We start from the raw sequence: 2,651 nt of genomic DNA, 5'->3' as shown, positions 1-2,651 counted from the left end.
TGCTGCTTGCAGCGCTCTCGCTCCCCCTCCACGCCCAGAATCCGCGCAGTCTGCAGGATCGGGGCTACCGCTATTACGAGGTCGGCGCCCTGCAGGCCCCGCGGGCGCCCCACACCGAGCCGGCGATGATGCTGATGGGCGGCGGCGAGTGGGTGCCCGAGGCCTTTGCCTGGTGGCTGGCGCGCGCCGGGCACGGCCGGGTGGTGATCCTGCGCGCCTCCGGGGGCGAGGACCTGCAGCAACGGCTGTACCGCGACATCGGCGGGGCGGCCTCGGTGCAGACCCTGGTCTTCGACAACCGCCGCGCCGCCGACGACCCGGCGGTGTTGCGCGTGGTGGCCGCCGCCGATGCCATCTTCATCGCTGGCGGCGACCAGTCGCGCTACATCCGCTTCTGGAAGGGCACCGCACTCAACGACGTGCTCAACGCGCACGTGCGCGCCGGCCGGCCCATCGCCGGCACCAGCGCCGGGCTGGCCATCCTCGGCGGCTACAGCTACGGCGCCCTGGATGGCGGCAGCGTCAGTTCCGAGCGCGCCCTGCGCGACCCGATGGGCAGTGAAGTCACCCTGGACAACGACTTCCTGACCATGCCCTACCTGGCCAACGTCATCACCGACACCCACTTCGGCAAGCGCGACCGCCTCGGCCGCCTGATCGTGTTCGTCGCCCGTGCGGCCCAACAGGCCGGGCGCGAGGACATGGTCGGTATCGGCGTGGACGAGGACACCGCGCTGTGCGTGGAGGCCGATGGCCGCGGCCGGGTACTCAGCAACGACAACGGCTATGCCTGGCTGGTGATGCCGCGGCACACCGCCGAGCGCCTGCGCGACGGCGAGCCGCTGGATTTCCACGCCATCCCGGTCACCGGCGTGGGCGCCGGCAGCCTGCTGCACCTGGACGGCTTCCGGGTGGACGATGCGGCCTTCCAGATCACCGCCGACATCCGCGACGGCAGCCTGGACCTGCATTGACCCGCCGCCCCTGACGCCCGGCCCGTAGCGCACGACCGCGGGTCGTGACGCGCCACCGCCCATCCGCCCATTTCACTACCCACCGCGCCCGCCGCATCGGAGCACACAGTCCCATGTCCCGCCCAACCGCCTTGCTGCTGTCCCTCTGCCTGTCGTTCCCGCTGGCCGCCACCGCCGCCGAACCGGTCCTGGTCATCCACGGCGGGGCCGGCGTGGAGCGCAAGGATCTCTCGCAGGCTGAAGAAGCGGCGGCGCGCGCGGCCCTGCGCCAGGCGCTCCTGAAGGGGCACGCGGCGCTGGCCGCCGGCAAACCCGCGCTGGCGGCCGTGACCGCGGCCATCACCGTGCTCGAGGACGATCCCACCTTCAACGCCGGCAAGGGCGCGGTGTTCACCCATGACGGCCGCAACGAGCTGGATGCCTCGCTCATGGACGGGGCCACGCTCAAGGCTGGCGCGGTGGCCGGCGTGCAGCGCGTGCGCAACCCGATCCTGCTGGCCGAGGCCGTCATGCAGCATTCCCCGCACGTGATGATGGTGGGGCAGGGTGCGGAAACCTTCGCCGCGGGGCAGGGCATCGCCCTGGTCGATCCGTCGTACTTCCGCACCGACAAGCGCTGGCAGCAGTTGCAGCGGGCGCTCAAGGAAGAAGCCAACGGCCAGGCCCATGCCGACCTCGAAACCGCGCGCCACTTCGGCACCGTCGGTGCGGTCGCCCTCGACGCGCAGGGCCATCTCGCGGCCGGCACCTCCACCGGCGGCATGACCAACAAGCGCTACGGCCGCGTCGGCGATTCGCCGATCATCGGCGCCGGCACCTATGCCAACGCCACCTGCGCGGTATCCGGCACCGGCTGGGGCGAGTACTACATCCGCAGCGTCGCCGCCTACGACATCTGCGCGCGCATGCAGTACCTCAGGCAGGGGCCCGAGGAGGCCGGGCGCGCGGTGATCAACGAACGCATTCCCGCCCTGGGCGGCGATGGCGGTGCGATCGTGCTCGGTGCCGATGGTCGCGCGGCCACGCCGTTCAACACGCAGGGCATGTATCGCGGCTGGATCGGCGCCGACGGCGTGCCGCACGTGGCGATCTTCGCCGACGAAACGCTGCCGCTGCCTGGCCAATAGCCCGTGCTGACGGGGGAAATGCAGGTTCGTGTGAAAAAGTTGAAAAAGAGTGTTGACAGAACCCGTCTTCACCCCCAAAATTCACGGCTCTTCCACCCCACACCGAAAACGCTTCGGCGCCACGGGACAGGGTGGTAAGGAGGGATACCCAAGCGGCCAACGGGGGCAGACTGTAAATCTGCTGGCTTACGCCTTCGGTGGTTCGAATCCACCTCCCTCCACCAGTTTCATGTTGTGGCAAAGGCTTCCGATGCGGGAGTAGTTCAATGGTAGAACCTCAGCCTTCCAAGCTGATGGTGCGGGTTCGATCCCCGTCTCCCGCTCCATTGAATGAGTTTGAATATATTCAAATTCGTGCCATAATTCAAAACTCGCTCACGTAGCTCAGTCGGTAGAGCACCTCCTTGGTAAGGAGGAGGTCGAAGGTTCGATTCCTTTCGTGAGCACCATCTAAGTGCCACCATTCAGACGATTTCGAGATAAGCAGCCATGGCCAAGGGTAAGTTCGAGCGCACCAAGCCGCACGTCAACGTCGGCACCATCGGTCACG

At 68.0% G+C, this 2,651-nt stretch carries 2 protein-coding genes and 3 tRNA genes; all 5 read left to right on the top strand.

The annotated features are described in order from the left end of the window. Positions 1-2: 2 nt before the first annotated feature. The 5 genes from RSA25_RS19385 to RSA25_RS19365 all read left to right on the top strand — a co-directional run bounded on the left by RSA25_RS19385 (position 3) and on the right by RSA25_RS19365 (position 2,550). On the top strand, positions 3-974 hold the full coding sequence (locus tag RSA25_RS19385; RefSeq protein WP_332810451.1) for a cyanophycinase: 972 nt from the start codon (positions 3-5) through the stop codon (positions 972-974). A 113-nt stretch (positions 975-1,087) separates the two neighbouring features. Then, entirely contained in the window at positions 1,088-2,101 is a 1,014-nt protein-coding gene (locus RSA25_RS19380; protein WP_332810450.1) for an isoaspartyl peptidase/L-asparaginase, read from the top strand. A gap of 138 nt (positions 2,102-2,239) precedes the next feature. Further along, positions 2,240-2,325, top strand: a tRNA-Tyr gene (locus RSA25_RS19375). A 28-nt stretch (positions 2,326-2,353) separates the two neighbouring features. Next, a tRNA-Gly gene (locus RSA25_RS19370) sits at positions 2,354-2,427 on the top strand. 47 nt (positions 2,428-2,474) lie between these two features. Then, positions 2,475-2,550 (top strand) — tRNA-Thr (locus tag RSA25_RS19365). Positions 2,551-2,651 lie beyond the last annotated feature (101 nt).

Source organism: Stenotrophomonas sp., assembly GCF_036662295.1.
GTDB lineage: Bacteria > Pseudomonadota > Gammaproteobacteria > Xanthomonadales > Xanthomonadaceae > Stenotrophomonas.
Note: the sequence above shows the minus strand (reverse complement) of the source record. Positions and strands in the feature narration are given on the sequence as shown.